At 64.2% G+C, this 22,205-nt stretch carries 25 protein-coding genes and 1 pseudogene; 17 read left to right on the forward strand and 9 right to left on the reverse strand.

Annotated elements, in window-relative coordinates; genetic code table 11:
- Positions 1–7: 7 nt before the first annotated feature.
- The 4 genes from ACN22W_RS33305 (at position 8) to ACN22W_RS33320 (ending at position 1,905) form a co-directional block, all read left to right on the forward strand.
- Positions 8–415 carry an Hsp20/alpha crystallin family protein gene (locus tag ACN22W_RS33305; RefSeq protein ID WP_419690351.1) on the forward strand — a complete coding sequence of 136 codons (408 nt, stop codon included), beginning with the start codon at positions 8–10 and terminating at the stop codon, positions 413–415.
- Between the two features lie 159 nt (positions 416–574).
- Entirely contained in the window at positions 575–775 is a 201-nt protein-coding gene (locus tag ACN22W_RS33310) for a DUF6566 family protein (protein ID WP_419690352.1), read from the forward strand.
- A 50-nt stretch (positions 776–825) separates the two neighbouring features.
- Positions 826–1,377, forward strand: a complete 552-nt coding sequence (locus ACN22W_RS33315) for an Hsp20/alpha crystallin family protein (protein WP_419690353.1) — start codon at positions 826–828, stop codon at positions 1,375–1,377.
- Positions 1,378–1,596: 219 nt separating this feature from the next.
- Positions 1,597–1,905 carry a hypothetical protein gene (locus tag ACN22W_RS33320; RefSeq protein ID WP_419690354.1) on the forward strand — a complete coding sequence of 103 codons (309 nt, stop codon included), beginning with the start codon at positions 1,597–1,599 and terminating at the stop codon, positions 1,903–1,905.
- 72 nt (positions 1,906–1,977) lie between these two features.
- On the opposite strand, the gene ACN22W_RS33325 is transcribed toward ACN22W_RS33320, so the two are convergent.
- The 6 genes from ACN22W_RS33325 to ACN22W_RS33350 form a co-directional block, all read right to left on the reverse strand.
- Positions 1,978–2,346, reverse strand: a complete 369-nt coding sequence (locus ACN22W_RS33325; protein ID WP_419690355.1) for a hypothetical protein — start codon at positions 2,344–2,346, stop codon at positions 1,978–1,980.
- A gap of 85 nt (positions 2,347–2,431) precedes the next feature.
- Complete coding sequence (locus tag ACN22W_RS33330) at positions 2,432–2,686, reverse strand: hypothetical protein (protein WP_262530518.1); 255 nt, start codon at positions 2,684–2,686, stop codon at positions 2,432–2,434.
- A 108-nt stretch (positions 2,687–2,794) separates the two neighbouring features.
- Positions 2,795–4,417 (reverse strand): chaperonin GroEL, encoded by a 1,623-nt coding sequence (gene groL, locus ACN22W_RS33335; RefSeq protein WP_419690356.1) that lies wholly within the window; start codon positions 4,415–4,417, stop codon positions 2,795–2,797.
- A gap of 77 nt (positions 4,418–4,494) precedes the next feature.
- A complete protein-coding gene (locus tag ACN22W_RS33340) occupies positions 4,495–4,812 on the reverse strand; it encodes a co-chaperone GroES (RefSeq protein WP_262530520.1) in 318 nt (105 codons plus the stop codon).
- A 168-nt stretch (positions 4,813–4,980) separates the two neighbouring features.
- Positions 4,981–5,637 (reverse strand): diguanylate cyclase, encoded by a 657-nt coding sequence (locus tag ACN22W_RS33345; RefSeq protein WP_419690357.1) that lies wholly within the window; start codon positions 5,635–5,637, stop codon positions 4,981–4,983.
- Between the two features lie 157 nt (positions 5,638–5,794).
- Positions 5,795–6,715 carry a LysR family transcriptional regulator gene (locus tag ACN22W_RS33350; RefSeq protein ID WP_419690358.1) on the reverse strand — a complete coding sequence of 307 codons (921 nt, stop codon included), beginning with the start codon at positions 6,713–6,715 and terminating at the stop codon, positions 5,795–5,797.
- Between the two features lie 132 nt (positions 6,716–6,847).
- Between ACN22W_RS33350 and ACN22W_RS33355 the strand changes: the two genes are divergently transcribed.
- From ACN22W_RS33355 to dctA, 10 genes are all read left to right on the forward strand, one after another.
- Positions 6,848–7,798, forward strand: coding sequence for a ketopantoate reductase family protein (locus ACN22W_RS33355; protein WP_096476050.1), 951 nt, complete (start codon positions 6,848–6,850; stop codon positions 7,796–7,798).
- Positions 7,795–8,187: a VOC family protein gene (locus ACN22W_RS33360; protein ID WP_096476049.1), complete on the forward strand. Its 393-nt coding sequence runs from the start codon at positions 7,795–7,797 to the stop codon at positions 8,185–8,187. Before ACN22W_RS33355 ends, ACN22W_RS33360 begins: the two co-directional genes overlap by 4 nt.
- 2 nt (positions 8,188–8,189) lie before the next feature.
- On the forward strand, positions 8,190–8,648 hold the full coding sequence (locus ACN22W_RS33365) for a MaoC family dehydratase (protein WP_096476048.1): 459 nt from the start codon (positions 8,190–8,192) through the stop codon (positions 8,646–8,648).
- A complete protein-coding gene (locus tag ACN22W_RS33370) occupies positions 8,648–9,868 on the forward strand; it encodes a CaiB/BaiF CoA transferase family protein (protein ID WP_096476047.1) in 1,221 nt (406 codons plus the stop codon). Before ACN22W_RS33365 ends, ACN22W_RS33370 begins: the two co-directional genes overlap by 1 nt.
- Positions 9,868–10,701 (forward strand): shikimate dehydrogenase, encoded by an 834-nt coding sequence (gene aroE / locus ACN22W_RS33375; RefSeq protein ID WP_096476046.1) that lies wholly within the window; start codon positions 9,868–9,870, stop codon positions 10,699–10,701. Before ACN22W_RS33370 ends, aroE begins: the two co-directional genes overlap by 1 nt.
- Positions 10,702–10,720: 19 nt before the next feature.
- A complete protein-coding gene (gene aroQ, locus ACN22W_RS33380) occupies positions 10,721–11,164 on the forward strand; it encodes a type II 3-dehydroquinate dehydratase (RefSeq protein ID WP_419690359.1) in 444 nt (147 codons plus the stop codon).
- Between the two features lie 207 nt (positions 11,165–11,371).
- On the forward strand, positions 11,372–12,799 hold the full coding sequence (locus ACN22W_RS33385; RefSeq protein WP_419690757.1) for an MFS transporter: 1,428 nt from the start codon (positions 11,372–11,374) through the stop codon (positions 12,797–12,799).
- Between the two features lie 122 nt (positions 12,800–12,921).
- On the forward strand, positions 12,922–14,124 hold the full coding sequence (locus tag ACN22W_RS33390) for an MFS transporter (protein ID WP_419690758.1): 1,203 nt from the start codon (positions 12,922–12,924) through the stop codon (positions 14,122–14,124).
- A gap of 359 nt (positions 14,125–14,483) precedes the next feature.
- Positions 14,484–15,407, forward strand: a complete 924-nt coding sequence (locus ACN22W_RS33395) for a LysR family transcriptional regulator (protein WP_096476043.1) — start codon at positions 14,484–14,486, stop codon at positions 15,405–15,407.
- A gap of 33 nt (positions 15,408–15,440) precedes the next feature.
- Complete coding sequence (gene dctA, locus ACN22W_RS33400) at positions 15,441–16,757, forward strand: C4-dicarboxylate transporter DctA (RefSeq protein ID WP_419690360.1); 1,317 nt, start codon at positions 15,441–15,443, stop codon at positions 16,755–16,757.
- 40 nt (positions 16,758–16,797) lie between these two features.
- Here the strand turns inward: dctA and ACN22W_RS33405 are convergent, their stop codons facing one another.
- On the reverse strand, positions 16,798–17,580 hold the full coding sequence (locus ACN22W_RS33405) for a substrate-binding domain-containing protein (RefSeq protein ID WP_096476417.1): 783 nt from the start codon (positions 17,578–17,580) through the stop codon (positions 16,798–16,800).
- 54 nt (positions 17,581–17,634) lie between these two features.
- Positions 17,635–18,930 carry an MFS transporter gene (locus ACN22W_RS33410; RefSeq protein WP_096476041.1) on the reverse strand — a complete coding sequence of 432 codons (1,296 nt, stop codon included), beginning with the start codon at positions 18,928–18,930 and terminating at the stop codon, positions 17,635–17,637.
- Positions 18,931–19,147: 217 nt separating this feature from the next.
- Between ACN22W_RS33410 and ACN22W_RS33415 the strand changes: the two are divergent.
- Positions 19,148–19,252 (forward strand): annotated as a pseudogene (locus tag ACN22W_RS33415) (phosphate ABC transporter substrate-binding protein PstS); the annotation flags it as partial.
- Positions 19,253–19,819: 567 nt separating this feature from the next.
- Here ACN22W_RS33415 and ACN22W_RS33420 read toward each other — a convergent pair.
- Complete coding sequence (locus ACN22W_RS33420) at positions 19,820–20,569, reverse strand: TetR/AcrR family transcriptional regulator (protein WP_096476040.1); 750 nt, start codon at positions 20,567–20,569, stop codon at positions 19,820–19,822.
- 136 nt (positions 20,570–20,705) lie between these two features.
- On the opposite strand from ACN22W_RS33420, the gene ACN22W_RS33425 reads away from it, so the two are divergent.
- Together ACN22W_RS33425 and ACN22W_RS33430 are read left to right on the forward strand one after the other, a co-directional pair.
- A complete protein-coding gene (locus ACN22W_RS33425; protein WP_231944195.1) occupies positions 20,706–21,116 on the forward strand; it encodes a hypothetical protein in 411 nt (136 codons plus the stop codon).
- A gap of 12 nt (positions 21,117–21,128) precedes the next feature.
- Positions 21,129–22,199: a VOC family protein gene (locus tag ACN22W_RS33430; protein ID WP_419690361.1), complete on the forward strand. Its 1,071-nt coding sequence runs from the start codon at positions 21,129–21,131 to the stop codon at positions 22,197–22,199.
- Positions 22,200–22,205 lie beyond the last annotated feature (6 nt).

Below are 22,205 nucleotides of genomic sequence, written 5' to 3' on the forward strand. Positions count from 1 at the left end.
GCCGATCATGACTGACACGACCCAACTGGCCGAACGCGACCCATCCACCGGAGCACGTCGCGACACTGAACAGTCCACGCGCCGGATGACGCTCGTCCCGGCCGTCGATATCTACGAGGACAGCCAGGGCGTCACGCTATGGGCGGATCTGCCCGGTGTAACGAAGGACAAGCTGGACGTCAAAGTTCACGACAACAGTCTCTCGATCGAGGCCGAGGCGGTGGTGCCGACGCCGGCAAATCTGCGGCTGCAGCATGCCGAGGTCCGCGAACCGCACTTCGCCCGGACGTTCACGCTGTCACCGGACTTCGATACGTCAAAGATCGAGGCGAGCCTCCAGGACGGGGTGCTGAAGCTGACAATCCCGCGCCGCGACGAGGCGCGCCCACGGCGCATTGAAGTCAAGTCCGCCTGACCGTCAGCAACGGCAGGTCAGAAGCAGCGGCGGAAGCGATCGCGCTGCCGTCGCTGCGAATTGGGAGCAGAGGCACCGGTGTCTGATGTCATGCAGGAGTCCTGGAAAGGACATGCGATTCGCATCCGTACGATTCCCGTGCGACAGATCGTGACACGCATGTCCATACCGGACGGCTATATCGCGAACGTCCGGATCGACGGGAACGATGAGGTGTTGGCCGACTGGCATCTGCCGCGCTTCAGCGAACGCTGGGGAACCGCGGCCGAAGCGCAGCGTGATGCGCTCGAATACGCGGTGAAACTGATCGATCGCGGCGTGCCTGGAGCAGTCGAAGCCCAGGGCGCGCTCGCTGCCTGATGGGATGGCCGCCACGCTCAAATCAAGTTGAAGCTGAATCGGAGGACGCTATGAATACCGATCTGAAAAAGTGGAACCCCTTCAAGTTCCTTCGCGGAGCTGCTCGCAAGTCCGATGCAGAAGGCCCGGAAAGCCCGCCGACGAGCGAACAGTGGATGGCCTCGTGGCCTGACGTTCCGCGGCTGTTCTCGCGTGCAGTGGAGGAGTTCTTTCATGACCCGTTTGCAGGCCGTGGCGCGCTCGAACGATGGTTTGGCGATTTCAGTTCATCGCGCTTCCAGCCGCGCATCGACGTCGCCGATGAAGGGAAGGTGCTGCGCGTGACCGCCGAACTGCCCGGCATGGAGCGCGAAGATCTGAAGGTAAGCGTCGAGGATGGGGCAATCGTGCTGCGCGGAGAGAAAAGGCAGGATGTGCGCAGCGAGGAAAATGGCTGCTACCGGCTGGAGCGCGCCCATGGAAGCTTCATGCGCACGATCCCGATGCCGGAAAACGCCGACCCCGATCACACCTTGGCAAAGTTTGATAACGGTGTACTCACGTTGACCGTGCCGAAATCGGAGCCGGCGCAGTCCGCGAGTCGCACGATCGACATCGGCTAGGGCAAGCACGCAAAGTGCCACGGTGGCGGACCCACGGGGCGGATATCGGACGAAACGCGCCATCAACGCGGGCTGTCTCGACGACACCGGTTCGCCGGCGCGCTTCTTTGCGTGACGGGTCGCGCTGCATGGTAGCGCGGCCCCTATACGGCCTGCACGACGTGTCGTTTTTCTGCACCGTTCCCCTGCATTCGGGACCATGTTTTACGGGAGACGGAGATGCTCAGTCCACACGAATTTGCGACCTTGATGCTGGTTCGCCAGGCGCCGGAGCAGATTGACATGAATCGCGCCGAGCTTGACGCGCTGCTCGAACGCCAACTGGCAATGCTGGAACATTGCGCCGCGGGCGCACGCCGCGCGTACCTGACCGAGAAGGGCGAAACGTTCCTCGACGCGCTCCACCCGAGCGACACACCACGCCGAAGCCGGAAGACCGCCGGCAACGGCGGTGGGGAAAGCACGGAGACGCCTTCCGTGCAGGATGGCCGCACAAAGGAGATCGTGGCGCCTGGACGCGCAGGCTGAATGGCTGCGCGATCGCAACGACAAGCTTGTCGTCGCCCCCGTGCTTAAGATAGGAAATTGCGCTTACCTTGCTCATCCCCCCATGAAGCTGGAAACGCTCGACGCATATCGCACTGCGTCGTCCTCTGAACCTGGCTTGATCTCGCACCAGAATTCCTGATGACGGGCACCGAGACGCCGGGCGGCCTCATAGCGGTGAAAGTGACTGGCGAGCCAGAACCGGCAGCCATCAAAGAAGACCTTCATTGCCGGCCGTGCCGCACGCATTGAACCAGCGCGAATGGCGCTCATGGCTTCCTCCAGCGCTTCGTCGCCGAGTGACGCCTCGCCGAGAAGCTCATCATCAACCGAAAGTTGTAGAAACTTGAGGTAGTCGATTCCGAGCACGCCAGCAGGAAGCCGAACCGATGAGCGGACAGACGAACGAGAATCGCTGGGCATCGTGATGTCTGATTCTGCGGGACAGCAAGACAGTCGAGACACGGATCTATGTCGCCACCGCCCTAACCTGCCTGGTCGGGCAAGTTCATTCGTCGGCCATGAGATGACGGATGACCAGCGCCGGGTCTGCGATATCCAGAATCAGCCGGCGAAGTATGCGTCTGCGCATGTGCTCCTCGTCGAGACTCCAGGGCTCACCCTTTTCGCTGAGGTAGCGCGCAAGTGTGTCCTTGTTGTCTGCACCTGCGGGCAGGTTAAGTCGGGCGGTCAGCAGTCCTGCCACGACGTCGTCGAGCTCGATTTCAAGCGGTTTTGCGTCGATGCGAAGTTCGAGTTTCATGTTGGTTCCCGGCAAAAAGCGGCGCCGCATTACGAGGTCAGCGTGCGGCGCCGAACGCATTGCGCCGGCTGCGACTGTTGACCGGCGTATGCACGACCCGCTGCCGGGTCAGTACTCGAGTTCCGGTGTGGCGGACTGCACCGGCATTTCGTCTTTCGGCGCTTCGGCAACCGTTGCATCCGTCGTCAGGATCAGCCCGGCAATCGATGCGGCGTTCTGCAGAGCCGTACGCGTGACCTTGGTGGGATCGACCACGCCCGCCTCGACAAGATCGCCATACTCGCCGGTGACCGCGTTGTAGCCGAAGTTGTCCTTGCCTTCGAGTACCTTCGCGATGACCACCGAAGGCTCATCCCCCGCGTTCGAGGCGATTACGCGCAGCGGTGCTTCGAGCGCGCGCAGCACGATTTGGACACCGGCGTCCTGATCACCGTTGGCGCCTTTCAGGCTCGTCACCGTCGAACGCGCTCGCAGAAGCGCGACGCCACCACCCGGCACGATGCCTTCCTCGACCGCCGCGCGTGTGGCATGCAGCGCGTCGTCCACACGATCCTTCTTCTCCTTCATCTCGATCTCGGTCGCCGCGCCAACCTTGATGACGGCTACACCGCCCGCGAGCTTCGCCACGCGTTCCTGCAGCTTCTCGCGGTCGTAGTCGCTCGTGGCTTCCTCGATCTGCGTACGGATGGACTTCACACGCGCATCGATGCGCTTCTCGTCGCCCGCGCCGTCGATGATGATCGTGTCGTCCTTGCGCACCTCGACGCGCTTGGCACGTCCGAGATCCTCGAGCGTTGCCTTCTGCAGTTGCTTGCCGGTTTCTTCCGAGATCACGGTCGCGCCGGTCAGGACGGCGATGTCCTCGAGCATGGCCTTGCGCCGGTCGCCGAAACCGGGCGCCTTGACCGCCGCCACCTTCAGGATGCCTCGCATCGCATTGACCACGAGCGTGGCCAGCGCTTCGCCATCGACATCTTCCGCAATGATCAGCAGGGGCTTGCCTGCCTTGGAAGCCGCCTCGAGGACCGGCAGCAGATCCCGGATGTTCGATATCTTTCTGTCGTGCAACAGGATCAGCGCGTCGTCCAGATACGCGGCCTGCTTTTCCGGATCGTTGATGAAGTACGGGCTGACGTAGCCGCGGTCGAACTGCATCCCTTCAACCACATCCAGCTCGTTCTCGAGCGACTTGCCATCCTCGACCGTGATGACACTTTCCGTGCCGACCTTCTCCATGGCGTCGGCGATTATCTTGCCGATCGTCTCGTCGGCGTTCGCCGAGATCGAACCCACCTGCGCGATCTCCCGGTTCGTGGAGATCGGCTTTGACAGCTTGCGCAGCTCGTCGAGCACGGCGGCGACAGCCTTGTCGATGCCGCGCTTGAGGTCCATCGGGTTCATGCCGGCGGCAACGTGCTTCATGCCTTCCTGCACGATTGCCTGCGCGAGCACGGTGGCCGTGGTGGTACCGTCGCCGGCGACATCGGCGGTCTTCGATGCGACCTGCTTGACGATCTGCGCGCCCATGTTTTCGAAACGGTCCTTCAGCTCGATTTCCTTCGCGACCGACACGCCATCCTTGGTGATGATGGGTGCGCCGAAGCTGCGCTCGATCAGCACATTGCGGCCCTTCGGCCCCAGCGTGACCTTCACGGCATCGGCGAGGACGTTCACGCCTTTGACGATACGGGCGCGGGCGCTGTCATGGAATCGGACGTCTTTTGCACTCATGTTGTTGCTCCGGGTAGTAGTCGTTGACTCAACGCGCCGCGAACAATCCGTCGGGTGTTCGCGACCGGCTCAGGATTTCAGGCGGCCTTGCGGGAAGCGCCGATGTCGGCCTCGAGGAGGCCCATGACGTCTTCCTCGCGCATGACGAGTAGTTCCTCGCCATCGACCTTGACGGTCTGGCCTGCGTATTTGCCGAAGAGAACCTGGTCACCGACTTTCAACTGGAGCGCGCGCAGCGTCCCGTCATGCAGCAGCCGGCCGCTGCCGACTGCGACGACTTCGCCTTGTTCTGGTTTTTCTGCCGCTGAATCGGGTATCACGATGCCCGAAGCCGTCGTCCGCTGCGTCTCGATTCGCTTGACGATAACCCGGTCGTAGAGGGGACGAATCTGCATTTCCATCTCCTGAGCGATTAAAGGATCACCAATAAGGGAATCCGGCTGCATACCGGGGCGCATGGAACGCCGCAATGCAGCCGAGCCAATGTCTGGCAGATTGCGAAATAGAGGCGCCCATCGCGTGCTTCAAGAGGGCGTGAAAACGGCTCTTTGTAACAAATTGTTTCAGCGCGGCAGCAGGATGCGATGGACCCTGCCGAGGCGATATACGGTGCGGCCACGTCCCTCCGGGCGGCGAGGCTCAGGCGGCACGGGACAGGGGGGCTGGCGTCCGCCATCGGCGTCTAGGGTGTCGTCGGACTCGTCGGGCTCGTCGGGCTCGTCGAGCGTGCGCCACAGGCCGCTCTTGACGGGCCGGAACAGCCAGCGAACATAGCCCCGGCGTGCAGCGAGTTGCATCAGTTCGTCGCGAGCGGTCTCGTCAATGAGAAGCTGCAGGTTGCGGGCCACGTTCTCTCCGTAGTCGCCGAACGCCTGACGGCACGCGAGCGCCTCCGCAGCGCTGGCGCCGATCACGTTGCAGCCGCGCCGCTCGACGCGCTCGACCTCCCATGCTCCGGATCGCCAGGCGGCATCGAGCAGCATGGCATCCACGGCCTCGAAGCTGTGCCACGGCGCATCGATCTGGACGGCCGAGCCCGGAACCGGTCGTGGCGGGATCTCGACGCCGGGCAGGACGAGCGGTGTCGCGCGCCGGAATCCGTGCCAGTGGAGTATCGCAAGGAGCGGCGTATTCACCTGTGCGGCCGCCGTGAGCGTGACGGCAAAGAGCGGCATGCGCACACTCTCGATCTGTTCCTGAAGCCTGTCAAAAAGGTCCATGAAGCCTCCCGGATGATGTTGCAGGGCCTCTTGAAATTTCCATCGCTTGCGCTATTTTATGCATCGCTCAGGCAGCCGCGATTAGCGCTGCGCGTTTCGATTTGTTTGTCAAACGGGATCCCCGGGCAGCGAACCGGAGCGCGTGGTCCGGTTCGTTCTAATGCGATGCACCGAACAATCGAATCACGACGCCGCGCAGCCACCGGTTGCCCGCCTCATGGTGATAGCGCGCATGCCAATGCTGCCGTACCGCGAAGCCTTCGACCGGGATCGGACACGCATGAACCGCCAGATCGCTCGCTTGAGCCAGTGTCTGGCCGATATGACGGGGTAGCGTCGTGATCAGGTCGGTCGTCTGGACGATCGCGCCCAGACCCAGAAAACCCGGCAACTCCAGCATCACATCTCGCTCGATGCGCGCCTGCCGCAGCGCCTGTTCGAGGAGTTGCGCCCCGGTTCCCGCGGTAATGGCGACGTGGCCTTCGGAACGATACTGCTTTGCCCCGAGGCGACCGCGAATCCTCGGATGATGCCGGTTGGCCAGACATACCCAGTCCTGGTCGTACAGCTTCTGCTGATAGATGCCGCCACCTAGCCACGGCACATAGCCGATCGCGAGATCGGCTTCGCCGGATTCGAGCGCGCGTTCCGTATTGCCGTCGATCCGTGCGGCTTCCAGCCGGACACCGGGCGCCTGCGCCCGGACATGGGCCAGCAGCCTTGGAAGCAGCGTGATGTGGCTCGCGTCGGTCATGCAGATGCGAAAGCGTCGCTGGGCCGTCGCTGGATCGAACGCGATCTCCCACGCGGTGAAGCGCCGCAGGGATTCGAGAATTTCCCGGCATGGCCCGATCAGCGCGTCGGCTTGCGGTGTCGGCGCCATGCCGCCGGGTGTGCGGATAAAGAGCGGATCGTGCAGGTGCTCCCTCAAGTGCCCGAGCCAGATGCTGACCGTCGGCTGGCTCTGGCCAAGTTGCTCGGCGACGCGCGTGACGCTGCGCACGTCGTACAGGAGATCGAAAAGCTGAAGCAGCTTCAGGTCGGGCAGGTCGGCGGGCATCGTGGCCTTATTGTCCATAGCAATGACGCCATTGTATCCATTGCATTGTCGGCATGAGCGGCGACTCCTATCGTGAGGCCATACGTCAGCTTTGCATGGGACCAGAGTAAGGCGCCAAAGCGCCAACTCTGGTCGACAAAGGAGAAGCCATTGAAAATAGCAATTCTGGGCGCTGGCGCACTGGGCTGCGCGATCGGCGCCACCCTTACCCAAGGCGGCCACGAGACCTGGCTGATCGACCGCTCGCCTGCACACGTCGATGCGATGCGCCGTGACGGCCTGCGCGTCGACGACGCGGGCGGCACCCGCCACGTACGCGTCCACGCGACGACCCAGGCTGCCGATGTCGGCGTGGCCGACCTGGTGGTGGTGCTGGTCAAGTCGTTCCAGACCGATGCGGCCATCCGCGGCGCTCAATCGCTGGTGGGGCCGGATACCGCCGTGCTGTCGCTGCAGAACGGCCTCGGACACGAGGACATCCTGATCGACGTCGTCGGCCGCGAGCGCGTCCTCGCGGGCAAGACCTACGTCGGCGGCGTGCTGCGCGGCGCGGGTCATATCGAATCCGGCGTGATCGGCAAGTACACGTATATCGGCGAACTCGACGGCCGCATCACGCCGCGCGTGCAGGCGATCGCCGACGCGTTCAATACCGCCGGCCTCGCCACGACGATCAGCGACAACATCGTCGGCACGATGTGGGACAAGCTGCTGGTGAACGTCGCGACGGGTGCGCTGACGGGGCTGACCGGCCTCACCTACGGGCAGCTTTACGACGAGCCGCTGCTGAAGGCGACGTCGCTCGCGGCCGTGGCCGAGGCGATCGCGGCGGCGCAGGCAGCCGGCGTCACGCTGTCGATGACCGATCCCGAACAGGCCTGGACGTTGGCCGCCGAGGGGCTGCCCGCGACCTTCAAGACGTCGATGCTGCAAAGCTTGGAGAAGGGCTCGATCACCGAAATCGATTTCATCAACGGTTCGGTCGTGCGCTGCGGGCAGCGCTACGGCGTGCCGACCCCGGTCAATGCAACGCTCGTCGCCTGCATCAAGGGGCTCGAGCGCGCGATGGCCGATCGCCAACGGCAGGAGGCCGCCGCATGAATGCCACGAAAGCCTATCTCGAACACGTTGCGATCTGGGTCAAGGACATCCGCTGGCACATCCGCTTCTTCGAGGACGTGCTCGGCATGACCCTGCGCGAAGTGGACGGCACGCTCGACGCGCCGCGGCAGTACTGGACGCTCGGTGGCCTGCAGTTCATCCACGCGCCGGAACACGATGGTCCGGAAGGCCGCCTCGCCCATCTCGGCGTGATGTGCGAAGACCTGGAGGCCGCGCTGGCCGCAGCGCAACGATTCGGCGTGACGGAGATGCCGCAGGGGCGGAACTGGCTTCGCCTGCCCGACGGGCTTGCCGTCGAACTGATCCAGGCCAGACCGGCTTCCTGCGTGGCGCAGGCGCTGGCCATTGACCCGCGCTCGGAGGCGTGACCATGACGATCGTCGAGAAATACTGGGACGACGCCCGCGAGGGTGACACATGCACGAGCCCGAGCTACACCGTGACTAAGGCGCGCATTCTCGCGTACGCCGACCTCACGGGCGACCATACGCCCGTCCACGTGGACGAGGCATACGCAAACGCGAGCCATTTCGGCTGCCTCGTCGCGCACGGGCTGTTCGGCTTGTCCATCGCCGACGGCCTGAAGACGCAGAGCGACTATCGCTTTCTGCCGGGCATGTCGCTCGGCTGGAGCTGGGATTTCCTGCTGCCGATCAAGGTCGGCGACGTGCTGCACGTGAAATTCCGCGTCGGTTCGATGCGGGCCAGCAAGAGCCGCCCGGACTGGGGCATCGTCGTGCTGCCGTCGGAGCTGATCAATCAGGACGGTCAGGTCGTTCAACACGGCGAGCATCGCCTGATGGTGCCGCGCCGCCCGGAGGCACTGTGATGCAGGCTCGCCCACTCGAAGGCATTCGCGTCGTCGACTACAGCCACTTCCTTGCCGGGCCGTATGTCGGGCGCTGCCTGGCCGCGCTCGGCGCCGAAGTCATCAAGGTCGAGCGCCCCGGGTCAGGCGACGCCGGACGCCAGCACGCGACCGTGCTCGACGACCAGCAAAGCGGCTACTTCCTGCAGCTCAACATGGGCAAGCGCGGCGTGAGCGTCAACATGAAGGACGCGCGCGGCAAGGCGTTCATGCAGCGGCTGTGCGACTCCGCCGACGTGTTCATCGAGAACTATCGGCCGGGCGCACTGGACAAGCTCGGGCTCGGCTATGCCGAATTGTCGGCGCGCAATCCGGGCCTCATCTACTGTTCGATTTCGGCGTACGGGCATACCGGTCCCGATGCGCATCGCGCGGGCTTCGGGCTGATCGCGGAAGCCAAGAGCGGAATCATGCAGATGGTGGGCACGCCAGGCGAGCGGCCGCCGCTACTGCGCATCTCGCTCGGCGACATGTACACCGGCATTCATGCGGTCGCGGCCATCAACGCCGCGCTGCTGGGGCGCGTGAAGAGCGGCCGCGGGCAACACATCGACATGGCGCTGTACGACACGCTGGTATCGATGCACGAATATGCGGTGCAATGCTACACGCTGCAGGGCGTGCTGCCCGAGCAGACCGGGCACGACATGCCGACCTCGACGCTCTACGGCGTATTCCGTGCAGCGGACGGCGATCTCGTGATCGCCGCGCAAGTCGACGACGCGTGGAAACGCTTCGCCGATCTGATCGCGACGCACGGCGGCCCGGCGGACTTCGGCGCCGACACCCGGTTTCGCGACAGCACCGGCCGCAACGCGTACCGCGCGGAGATTCTGTCGGTGGTCGAGCCGTGGGTGGCCGCGCGGTCCGTCGCGTCGGTGCTCGAACTGCTGGACGGCATCGACGTTCCGTGCGCGAAGGTGCAGCGCATCGACGAGGTATTGAACGATCCGCAGATCCAGGCCAGAGGCATGGTCGTCGAACAACAGCATCCGCGCTACGGGACGCTGCGCTTGCCCAACCTGCCGTTCCGGTTTTCCGATTGCGATACGACGATACGCGAGGTCGCGCCCGATCTCGGGCAGCACAACGCGGAAATCGCGCTTTCCCTCGGGTTCGATTCGGCCGAAATCGACGCGATGCAGGCCGACGGCGTCCTCTATTCAAAAGCGAGCCAATGATGACCGACCAATACGCGGTGATCGGCAATCCGATCGGGCACACGAAATCCCCGTTGATTCACGGCCTCTTCGCGCAGGAGACGCGGCAGGACATCAGCTATACGGCGATCGAGGGGGCCGTCGAGCCGGCAGGCGCTTTCGCTGCCGCGGTTCGTGCGTTTTTCGAGGGCGGCGGCAAAGGCATCAACGTTACCGCGCCGTTCAAGCTCGACGCGTTCGCAATGTCGGACGAACGCAGCGAGCGTGCGACGCTCGCGGGCGCGGCCAACGCGCTCAAGTTCGACGGCGGCCGCATCCTGGCGGACAACTTCGACGGAATCGGACTGGTTCGCGATATCGAGGCGAACCTCAATCTGCCGATGGCTGGCAAGCGTGTCCTGGTGCTCGGTGCGGGCGGCGCGGCACGCGGCGCGCTGTTGCCGTTCCTCGAAGCCGGACCGGCGGAACTGGTCATCGCGAATCGCGACGTCGACAAGGCGCGCGCACTCGCCGCGCAGGTTGCCGGACGCGGTCCGCTCGTTGCCGGCGGCTACGCAGACCTCGCACGGATGGGGCGTTTCGACCTGGTCGTCAATGCGACGTCGGCCAGCCTGACCGGCGACCTGCCGCCGGTCCCGCCGAGCGTGTTCAGTCCGGCCGGCACGGCCTACGAACTGGCATACGGCAAGCGTCTGACGCCGTTTCTCCGGCTCGCGAAAAACGCCGGGGTGCACGGGATCGCGGATGGCGTCGGCATGCTGGTCGAGCAGGCGGCCGAAGCGTTCGCGTGGTGGCGCGGCGTACGCCCCAAGACCAGTTCGGTGATCGATCGGCTGGCCGTGCCCTTTGATTGAACACGCGATGGAGAGTCGCATGAAGAAGATCCTGATGCTGCACGGCATCAACCACAACATGTTCGGCAAGCGCGATCCGGCACAGTACGGGACGATCACGCTCGCGCAGATCGATGCGCGGCTGCAAGGGCTGGCGGAGGAACTGGGCGTACGGGTGGACTCGTTCCAGACAAACAGCGAAGGCGCGATGTGCGAGCGCATTCATCGCGCCTTCGAGGAACGCCAGGATGCGGTGCTGATCAACGCGGGCGCATGGACGCATTACAGCTACGGCATTCGCGATGCGCTTGCCATCCTCACGTGCCCGATCGTCGAACTGCACATGTCCAACATTCATGCACGCGAGCCGTTCCGGCATCACTCCGTCCTGGCCGAGATCGTCAGCGGGCAGATTTGCGGCTTCGGTGTCCAAAGCTATCTGCTGGCGCTGAGGGCCGCGGTCTCGGCGCTCGGCGAGGAATAGGCCGATTCCCGCATCGGCCGCCGATGCGGGGCCGACGCACATGCACAGCCGTCCCCTGGTGCACGGCGTGGCGCACCGCGGTGGTTCGCCGTGCGTCGTATCGACGGGCCCCGGTCAGGTCACACAACGGAGTCGATACATCGGGCAGTGACGACTCCACGCATCGCCCGCGTTGCCCGGCACACATATCAATATCTGGAGACGACGATGACCACGACCTTGCGAGACACACCCAGGGGCAGGCAACAATCGAGAAAAGCCGCCGTCAGCGGCTGGATCGGCTCGGTGCTCGAATACTACGATTTCTTCATCTACGCCACGGCATCGGCGCTGATCTTCCCGCAGATATTCTTTCCGCACGGCAGCCCCACGACGGCCATCATCGCGTCGCTGGCCACTTACGGTGTCGGCTATGTGTCCCGCCCGATCGGCGCGTTCGTGCTGGGTCATCTCGGCGACACGCGCGGACGGAAAGCCGTCCTGCTCTTCTGCATGTTCCTGATGGGAATCTCGACCGTCGGAGTCGGCCTCCTGCCGACCTATCAGCAAGCCGGGCTGATCGCGCCGGCGTTGCTGGTGGCGCTTCGCCTGCTGCAGGGTTTCGCCGTGGCCGGCGAGATCACCGGCGCGAGCTCGATGATCCTGGAGCACGCGCCGTTCGGTCGGCGCGGATACTTCGTCAGCTTCACGCTACAGGGCGTGCAGGCCGGGCAAGTGCTGGCCGCCGCCGTGTTCCTGCCGCTCGCCTACTACATGCCGTCCGCAAAATTCGATAGCTGGGGCTGGCGCATTCCGTTCCTGCTGAGTGCGCTGGTCATCGTCGCGGGTTTGATCATTCGCCGCGAGGTCGACGAGTCGCCGGCCTTCGATGAAGCGGTACGCAACCGGTCGCAAACCGGCTCGCCCGTTGCCGACGCTTTCAGGCACCACTTTCCCGACATGGTGCGCGTTGCCTGCATGTCGATGATGAACGTGATTCCGGTCGTCGCCACGATCTTCGGCGCAGCCTATGCGGTCCAGCCGGCGTATGGAATCGGATTCCAGAAAGATATCTATCTCTGGATCACGGTGGTGGGCAATATCGTTGCGATGATCGTGATTCCGTTCGTCGGCAACCTGTCCGACCGGGTCGGACGCCGGCCGCCGATCATCGTCGGCTCGCTGGCGGCCGGCCTGCTCGCGTTTGCCTACCTGTATGCGATCAGCATCCGCAACGTGCCGCTCGCATTCGCGATGTCGATGCTCATGTGGGGTGTCGTGTATCAGGGCTACAACGCCGTATTTCCCGCCTTTTACCCGGAACTCTTCCCGACCCGCACGCGCGTCTCGGCGATGGCAATCGCGCAGAACCTCGGTACCGCGGCCACGGCGATGCTGCCCGCGCTTTTCACGGCGGTCGCGCCGCCCGGCGCACATCACGTCTGGCTGATCGTCGGTGCGATCGCGTTCGGCATCACCGTGATTGCGTCGCTCGCAGCCTTGAGCGCACGCGAGACCCATCGTGTCCATATGAACGACCTGGGACGAGCGAACGCTCAACCGGTCGACAAGGCAGAATACGACCGGTTGCGCGTCGCGGCGATGTCGCGCCATCGCATCGTGCGCGAACACGTGCCAGGATCCGTCGGCAGCTAGGCTGCGTTCGACGGGGCGTCGTGTTCGGCGCCCCATCCGCCAATCATTTCCAGCTTGCGCCGCGCCCTCACTGACAGAGCCCGCTTGCGTTACCGATGCCTGATACCGTGCCGAAAACCGTCATGCCGGACACCATGCGCCCGGCTCGCCTGAACTTCGCGCTCATGTTGCCGCTTCTGCTGGCGGCCCAGCCGGTGGCGACCGACAGTTACCTGCCGGCGCTGCCTGAAATCGCCGCAACGCTGGGATCCGCCAGCGTCAGCCTCACGGTTTTCGCATTGATATTCGGTATCGGGCAATTGCCGATGGGCAGCCTGTCCGACCGATTCGGCCGCCGTCCCGTGTTGCTGAGCGGCCTTGCGCTCTATGCGATGGCAGCGCTCGCGGCTGCGCTCGCCTCGAGCGCAGCGATGCTGGTAGCCGCTCGCGCGATGCAGGGTTTTGCCATGGCCGCGATCCTGGTATGCGCGCGCGCGACGGTGCGCGACCGGTATTCGGCAGCCGATGGCCCGTACGTGATGGCACGTGGTTTCATGGGAATGGGGATGATGGCGTTCCTCGCGCCGATTCTCGGTGCGTATGTCGCACAGCATGCCGGATGGCGATGGGTGCTCGCGGGGATGAGCCTGTATGCATTCGGGCTGCTCGTCATGTGCTGGTACGGCTTCGAGGAAAGCTTCGTCAGAATCGCTTCGAACCGAGGCTCGATCCGGGACGTGCGCGAGATATTCGGCAATGCCACGTTCAGGGTATGGGCGTTGCTGGCCGCCTCGACGTACACCGGCATGTTCTGCTTTCTCCTGCTGTCTCCTGCAATCTACATCGGGCAGCTCGGCATCCCGCCCCAGCGTTATGGCTGGATACCGGCTGGCGGTACGCTCGTCTATGTCCTGAGTACGTATGGCTGCCGCCTGTTGTTGCGACGTCAGAGCATGCTGCGAACGGTGCGGCAAGGCGCAACGCTGAGCCTCTGCGGCGCGGTGATTCAGGCATTGGGGTGTGCGCTGCTTCCCGGCAGCATCTGGCCGCTGCTCGCCGGGCATGGCGTGTATTGCCTCGGCCACGGGATCCATCAGCCGTGCGGGCAAGCAGGGGCGGTCAGCGGCCTGCCTCACCTTGCAGGCCGCGCCGTATCCTGGTCCGGCTTCATCATGATGTTCTTCGCCTTCAGCGTAGGACAGACGGCAGCCGGATTCGCCGATCCGCGTTATCAGTGGGGCGCGTGGCCCATGGTCGTGCCGATGCTCGTCGTCGGCGTGACGCTGGTAACGATTGCGTATGCGTGGCTGCCAAAAATCATCCACGCGACCTTGGTCGCCAGGTAATCTCCTCGATTTCCATGATCCGACGATCTGCCGCAGCGCAAGGATCACACGCCTCGACGAGACCGGGCTTTCACCGGCCCGTTACGTGCTGGCTGCGCGTGCCGGGCGTGCGACGGCACTGCTGGAGCGGTGCCGACTCGCCGCTCGAACGGATCGCCGAACGATCGGGATCCGGAAGCGCGGACGCGTGACAGCGTGCGTTTGCAAAATGCGTCGGCGCATCGCCGCGGGACTATCGTGCGCGGTTCGGGCAACAACGGCGGGCAAACCCGAAGACATCGGGTTTCAGGCAATGCAACGCGCATGGCGCCGGCAGAATCATGCACAATGCTCCGCATCTGAGTGGCGGAGATCTGCCTGTGGGGATCAACTTCGATTTAACCGACTTGCAGGCATTTCGCGCCGTTGTGGAAACGGGAAGCTTCCGAAAGGCCGCCGACGCAGTCAACATTTCCCAGCCGGCCTTGAGCCGTCGTATCGACAAGCTCGAGGAAGCGCTCGGCGTACGACTATTCGAGCGCACCACGCGTAGCGTCTCGCTCACCACAGTCGGTCGCGTGTTCGCGCAGAGTGCCGAACAACTGCTCGACGATCTCGACGCCGCCCTGCTCGGCATTCGCGACGTTTCATCGAGCCGCCTGGGCCATGTGACGATCGCATGCGTGCCGTCGGTCGCCTACTACTTTCTTCCCGCCATCATCGCGCGCTATCATCAGCGCTTTCCGCGCATCAGGGTGAAACTGCTCGATGCAAGCGCCAACGAGGTGCTCGGGGCCGTCATCAGCGGCGAGGCGGATTTCGGCGTGAGCTTCATCGGCAGCCAGGAGGCGGAGATCGAGTTCAAGGTGTTGCTCCAGGAACGGTTCGTTGCCGCCTGTCGCCGCGACCACCCGCTCGCTCGCAAGAAGCGCGTGACCTGGAACGAACTTTACGAGCACGAGTATGTGTCGGTCGACAAGACTTCCGGCAACCGCCTGCTGCTCGACCAGGCGCTGACCGCCGTCGCCCCGCACGTACCGAGCGTCTGCGAGACACGCCACGTGACGACCCTGCTCGGATTGATCGAAGCGGGGCTCGGCGTCGCCGCGGTACCCTCGATGGCGATGCCCGGGCATGACCACCCTATTCTCACGAGCGTGCCGCTCGTCGAACCGGTCGTCAAACGACGTGTGGGAATCGTGAAGCGGCGCGGACGACCGCTCACACCAGCCGCCGAGGCATTTCATCGGATGGTCATCGAGGCGAAGCGTGGCGGTATCGCACGCAGCGGCGCATCGGTGTAACGACGACAGAGAGACACGAAGGAAGAACGGACAGTGAGGTTGGCCAGGCTGCTTAGATCGCTTTACGTGCAGGTTCTGCTCGCGATGATGCTCGGCATGGGCATCGGTCACGCATGGCCGGCGGCGGGCGCGATGCTCAAGCCCCTCAGCGATGCGTTCGTCGGCCTGGTCAAGATGACCATCGCCCCGATCGTCTTTTGCACGATCGTCTCGGGCATCACGTCGCTGGCGAACGGGAAGGCAATCGGCCGCACGATCGTGCGGGCACTGGCGCTCTTCTATCTGTTGACGGCCGCCGCGCTCGCGCTCGGGCTCGTCACCGCATACGTGCTGCAACCCGGCGCCGGCATGCACATCGATGTCCACCACCTGGATGCGAGCATCCTCGCTCCGTATGCGAAGCATGCGGAACCGCGGGGGCTTGTTGCGTTCGGGCTGAGCGTGATTCCGGACACGATGCTCGGCGCGTTCGCCAAAGGCGACGTGTTGCCGGTGCTGCTGCTGTCGCTGTTGTTCGGCTTCTCGTTGAATGCGCACCCGCGGGCCGGCCGGCCCGTTCTTGCGCTGATCGACGGCGTCGCCCAGGTCGTCTTTCGCGTGCTCGCGATGATCATGCGGCTCGCGCCGCTCGGCGCATTCGGCGCGATGGCCTTCACAGTGGGCCGTTTTGGCATCGGTTCGGTCGGCTCGCTTGCGAAGCTGATGGCGTCCTTCTATGTGGCCTGCGTGCTGTTCGTCACGCTGGTGCTCGCACCGCTTGCGCGACTGCACGGTTTCGCGCTGTGGCGGCTCCTGCGCTACCTGCGCGAAGAATTGCTCATCGTCCTCGCGACGTCGTCCACGGAGCCCGTTCTGCCGCGTCTGATCGTCAAGCTAGAGGCACTCGGCTGCGACAAGGGTATCGTGGGACTCGTGCTGCCGGCGGGCTATTCCTTCAATCTGGACGGTACCGCGATCTACCTGACGCTCGCCGCATTGTTCATCGCGCAGGCGTGCGACGTGCCTCTCTCCGCGTCGCAGATCGCGGTGATGCTCGCCATCATGCTGCTCACATCAAAAGGTGCGGCTGGTGTTTCCGGTAGCGGGCTGGTTGCGCTGGTCGCCACGCTCGCCGTCATGCCCGACCTGCCCGTCGCCGGGGTGGCGATGCTGGTCGGCATCGACCGCTTCATGTCCGAGGCGCGCGCGCTGACCAGCGTGATCAGTAATGCCTGCGCGGTGATCTTCGTGTCGTCGTGGGAAGGCGCGTGCGATCGTACACGTCTTACGCAGAGGCTCGCCATGTCTGACCCGGCATCCCCGAACGGAGCCGATGACAACACGGTCACGGCAGATGCCGGCCGGCGGTGACGGGAAGGCGGTCTGACGCAGGCCTTCCCGCCGATCGGGCTCAATGAGCGGAAGCGGAATCCAGCCCGGTCGATTTCACGTCGGCCTGCACGTCGGGCGACACAAGATAGTCGAGCAGCGCCTTCGCTTCCTTCGGATGCTGCGCGCCAACGGGGATGCCGGCGGCGAAGCGCGTGACGGACTGCAGCGATTCGGGAATCTTGTCGACGAAGGTCGCCCCCTTGACCGGCAGCAGCTCGCTGACCTGCTGGAAGCCGATTTCGTAGTCGCCGTTCGCGACGACAGAAGCGACCGGAATCCGCGGAATCATCTTCGCCTTCGACTTCACCTGGTCCTCGATGCCGAGCTTCTTGAACAGCTCGCGTTCGATATACACGCCGCTCGCACTGTCCGAGTAGGCGATCGACTTCGCGTGCAGCAGCGCCTGCTTGAGACCTTCGGCGGTGCTGATGTCGGGCTTTGCCGCGCCGTCGCGCACGACCATGCCGATGCGCGAGTCGGCCAGTTCGACGCGGGATCCGGGGATGACCTTGCCTTGCTTGATCAGTTCGTCCAGCGCGTAGCCGACCATGATGACGGCGTCGGCGGGCTCGCCGCGCGCGAGCCGGTTCGGAATCGCTTCGGGCGACTGGCCCATCGACGGGCCGAGCGCGGTATCGAGCGTATTGCCGGTCGTGGACGCGAACCGGGGGCCGAGCAGTTTATAGGCGGCGGTGAAGCCACCCGAGCTCATCACGTGGAGCTCGGCCGCCTGCACGTTGACCGCAAACGCCGCGGTGGCGACGAGCGCGGTCGCGCAAAATTTCAGGAGCTGATTTCTCATGGTCGTGGTCATGCGAACTCGTGTGTGTTGGTGAAGTTCCGGATGGGCCGAACGTCAATGCGCCGGCGTGAGCGTTGCCGTGCGGTGACGGTAGAGCGCGAACGTCGCGAGCAGCGCGCACACTGCGGCGAAGCTCATCCAGTAGCCGGGTGCTGCCTTGTCGCCCGTCATGTGAATGAGCCCGGTCGAGATGGCCGGCGTGAAGCCGCCGAACACGGCCGTCGCGAGGCTGTAGGCGAGCGAGAAGCCCGCGACACGCACCTGCACCGGCATCACTTCGGTGAGCGCGACGACCATCGCACCGTTATAGATCCCGTACATGAACGAGAGCCAAAGCAGGACGAGCAGCATGTTGGCGAACGACGGCGCGTGAGCGAGGAACGACAGCGCCGGATAGGCGGTCAGGACGGTGAGCATCGTCATGCCGACCAGCAGCGGCCGACGGCCGATCCGATCGGACAGCGCACCGCCGAGCGGCAGCCACACGAAGTTCGACACGCCTACGCAAAGCGTCACGAGCAGGCTGTCGGCGGTGCTCAGATGCAGCACCGTCTTGCCGAAGGTCGGCGCGTACACCGTGATCAGATAGAAGCTCGTGGTGGTCATCGCGACCAGCATCATGCCAGCGACCACGACGCCCCAGTTCTGGACCAGCGTACCGAACACTTCCTTCATCCCCGGACGATGCTTGCGGGCCTTGAACTCCTGGGTTTCCTCCAGGTTGCGGCGCAGCATGAAGATGAACGGCACGATCATGCAGCCGACGAAGAACGGCACGCGCCATCCCCAGGCGGCGATCTGCGATGCGTTCAGCCACTGATTGAGCGCGAAGCCGAGGCCCGCCGCGATGACGATCGCAACCTGCTGGCTGGCCGATTGCCAGCTCGTGAAGAAACCCTTGCGGCCAGGCGTCGCCAGTTCGGCGAGATAGACCGATACGCCGCCCAGTTCGGCACCTGCGGAGAAGCCCTGCAGCAACCGCCCGATCAGCACGAGCACGGGCGCCAGCAGGCCGATGGTCGCGTAGCCCGGCACGAACGCAATCAGGATGGTGCCGCTCGCCATGATGGACAGGGTGACGATAAGACCCTTGCGGCGGCCGACTTCGTCGATGTACGCGCCCAGCACGATGGCGCCCAGCGGGCGCATCAGGAAGCCGGCGCCGAACACGGCGAAGGTCATCATCAACGAGGCGAACTCGCTCTGCGCGGGGAAGAAGACGTTGGCGATCTGCGTGGCGTAGAAGCCGAACAGGAAGAAGTCGAACTGCTCGAGAAAATTGCCGGCCGTGACGCGAAAGATCGCAGCGGCCTTCGAACGTTCGGCCGGAAGGCTGGACGAGGGGTGCATCTGGGTGTCTCCTGAAAAACCTGAAATACGCGGGATGAGGCTGGTCGATTGTCGTTTTCTGGAATGTTCGCCCGGCATCGATCAAACGATAAGTGCGATTTTTGGAAGGATTGATGCAACGTGGTTATCAATCGACGCGACCTCGCCTGTTTCGATCAGCGCCTGGCCCACCGAACGTCGCGCCGCACGGGGTCACGATGGCACGATCCTCGCCCGCAAGGGCAACGACGGCGTCGCGGCCTTCGTGCAGCGCCTGCCGGGCGCGATCGGCTACGTCGAATGGGCATACGCGAAGCGGAACAACGTGGTCTACACGGCCCTGTAGAACTCGACTACATAGACATCGGCTTGCGTTCCGGTGCATCGACCAGGATCGGCGACACCGCATGCAAGCTCGACCGGATTTCGTCCGACGGAATCGGCAACAGTCAGAATGGCATGCTAGCGCATGCGAGCCAGTTGTTCGGCCACCCCCGACGAGCGGGGCGTGTCGCGCACGGGACACGCTGGCCGCTGCACAACGCACGTTCAACGCGTTTGAGTCGACGTTGCAGCAGGATTCGCCGATGCCAACCGTCGTCCACGAGTCCATGCTGGAGCTGACCCGTACGCTCCAGTCGCTCAATGCACTCGCGCACTATCTGGAGCGTCATCCGGAATTGCTCGTATTTGGCAATAAAGGAGGTCAGCGGGTTAGCCGCGAAAGCGACCTTTCGTGCGACGTCCGGATGGCGAGCATCCGATATGACGCCCGCATCGACCATGCGCTGCCCCGCTTCGACGTGTGCCGGCTGGACGAAATACGCCAGGCTCGGCGCAACAAGTCAGCTGACGGGTACTGCACAAGCGCTTGCGATGGTCTCGCCGGCGCTTGCGTCACCTCGTTGTGTCACTGTGCCGTCTCAGCCGCCTCCACAACCGGCAGCGGCCGGCTTGCGATCTTCTCGGCTTCCGCACGCTTGAGCCCCAGCGTATGCAGAAGCGTCGCCGCCGTGCGCTCCGGAAAATGCTCTCCGCTGAAGCCGAGTTCCTTGAGAACACCGGCCGCCGGCGCGCCCGGAGCGACGAAGTTGAGCTCGGCGGCAATCGCGGTCAGCACTGTACCGCCAACCGAAAGGAAGCCGATGAATGGGTCGGCAACGACGAAGCGCTTCTCGGCGATACCGCGCTCGATGTCCCGCAGCAGGCGTTGACCCAGGCCAAGCGTCAGGACGCGCGCCGAAAAGCCCTCGCGTATCAGGAAGTGTCCCCATACCGGCTCGCGCCGCGCACGCATCAGCGTATGTCGCACCGAGACGGAGATGATTTCCGCCGGGTCGGACAGGCCGCTTGCCAAGCGATCGAGCGAATCCGCGAACTCCTCGAATACCGATTCCACCAGAGTGGCGTAGATCGCCTCCTTCGATTCGAAGTGGTTGTAGAACGAGCCGAAGCCGACGTCGGCGGCCTCGGTGATCTCGTTGATGGCGACGCCTTCCATGCCCTTTTGCGCCATCAGTCTGAGCGCGGCGTCCAGCAGGCGGGCACGGGTCTCCCGCTTGCGGCGCGCGCCACGCGGCTCACGCTCTTCGGCGACCGCGGGACTGGATGCTTCCGGAGCGGAGCGCTTTGGTGTCCGGCGACTCGGGGTATTCGTCATGACGTTTCCGATGCTTGTTCGTGCCCAAGTATAGATTCAAACGTCTACATTGACAAGATTATCATTTATGATTTTAATGTCACAAAAGGTGGCTGACAAACCCTCAAGAACCGATCGAACGACGAATGGAGATACGGTGGAGACACAACTGCACACGGGCGCCCGCGCGTCCATTGACAACAACTCGCGCTCTTCGACCGAGCGTGCGCTGCCTTTGGCGCTCGGCACACTGATCGCAGGATTCGGCGCATTCGGCGCCGCAATGGCCAATCGGCGGGCTCGTTACGAAGTCAACGTCTTGATCGTCGACAAGGCTGCCGAGATACGCGTCGCCCCACGCGCAATCGCACTCGGCGACGAAGCGCTGCGGACTCCCGGCACCTGCGACGAGGAGCGCCGCCTCCATGCGAAATCGACGATCGACTTCGCAATCTTCACGGGCCGGCAAGTCACGTCGTGCCGCGATTCGATTGCATGCCTGTCGTTGCGCGGCAAGCCCCTCGGTGCGACGGCGTGTGCCTTCGCGAGCACCATTCGATCCGCCTGATTGTCATCCGCCATGAAACTGACCACCACACAACCGGCTCGCCACCCACACCCCACAACGAAGGCGTCGGCGCTCGCCTATCTGATCTTCGATCGTCCCGATCTCGACGAGGCGGAGCACTTCCTCAACGACTTCGGTCTCCGAACGGTGCTTCGGAACGACTCGCTGTTGCTGCTGCGTGGAACGGGCACCGCACACTTCTGCTATGTGGTTCGCCAGGCGCCGAAGGCCCGCTTCGTGGGCTTCGGATTGCGGGTCGACAGCCGTGCCGATCTGGAGGCGCTCGCCAAAGTCCCTGGCGCGTCGGCGATCGAGGCATCGGATTGGCCCGGTGGCGGCCACCGGGTGCGTCTCGCCGATCCGTCGGGTTTTCGGGTCGATGCGATTGCCGGCCAGACACGCGCCGACACGTTGCCGCATCGTGCTCCGCTCCCGTTCAACTCAGTCGACACCCCCGTGCGGATCAACGAGACGCAGCGCCCGCCGGTGCGCGCGCCCGAGATCATTCGGCTCGGGCACGTCGTGCTCGAACTCGCCGACTACCAGGAAACCTGCGCGTGGTACACGCAGCATTTCGGGCTTATCCCCAGCGACGTCCAGGTGCTGCCGGACGGCTCACCCGCCGTTGCGTTCATGCGGCTCGATCTCGGCGAGAGGCCGGCCGATCACCATACGCTCGCGCTCGCTCAAGGGTTCGTGCCGACGTATAGCCATAGCGCGTACGAACTGGTCGACGCCGATGCCGTCGGCATGGGCCAGCGCATGCTCCGCGACAACGGGTGGACGCACGCGTGGGGCATCGGCCGGCACATTCTCGGCAGCCAGATCTTCGACTACTGGCAGGATCCATGGGGCGACAAGCACGAACACTATTGCGACGGCGACCTTTTCACGGCCGACGAGCCGACGGGCGTGCACGCGGTCAGCCGCGAAGCGATGGCGCAGTGGGGCCCGACGATGCCGCGCAGCTTCACGAAACCCCGGTTCACGCCGTCGAGCCTCGCGGCGCTGCTTCGCAACCTGCGCCGCAGTCCCGATCTGACAATCAGCAAGCTGCTGACCCTGGCGAAGCTGTTCGCCTGATCCCCA

Source organism: Burkholderia theae (assembly GCF_048565265.1).
GTDB classification, from domain to species: domain Bacteria; phylum Pseudomonadota; class Gammaproteobacteria; order Burkholderiales; family Burkholderiaceae; genus Burkholderia; species Burkholderia theae.